Below are 538 nucleotides of genomic sequence, written 5' to 3' on the forward strand. Positions count from 1 at the left end.
GCGAAAATGAGCGGCTTAATACGGGGACTAGAGAGGTTGAAAAAGCTGTTGCCACTACCATCCCCAATTGAACTAACGGCTGCCCGCGGTCATAAATCCCTTTAACATTTTTGGCCATTTCTGGTAAAAATCCAGCTTGAATCAAACCTTTATACAAAGTAAAAGAATCCACTAATTGCAATAAAATCAGCATTGCACTCAATACACAAATCGCGAGCCCTTCTGTCATCAACCGTTTCGTTAATGTGCTGATTTGAATAGAATCTTGTTGAAATTCATTTGTATTTAACGGCAGATCTGGTTGTGGTGTTTTTTTGAAAAAAGCGATTCCTAAGACAAGCGTAGCCGCTAAACCAGCGATCCAGGAACTGCTCATCGCTACTGCCCCCATTTGATAATCCGTCCATTGCGAAGCAGTATAGATATAAGCAGCTGTTAAAATAATCGCTACACGAACAACTTGCTCAACGACTTGTGAAACAGCAGTCGGCAGCATTCGAAATGTCCCTTGAAAACAACCGCGTCCTGTTGCTAATAT

1 protein-coding gene is annotated in these 538 nt (G+C 41.8%); it reads right to left on the minus strand.

Translation table 11 applies throughout. From position 1 onward, the window contains the following. Window positions 1-538: oligosaccharide flippase family protein (locus RT405_RS10795; RefSeq protein WP_313469636.1), on the minus strand; the 538-nt coding region annotated here is incomplete at both ends.

The organism is Carnobacterium sp. (genome assembly GCF_032094055.1).
Classification (GTDB): domain Bacteria; phylum Bacillota; class Bacilli; order Lactobacillales; family Carnobacteriaceae; genus Carnobacterium_A.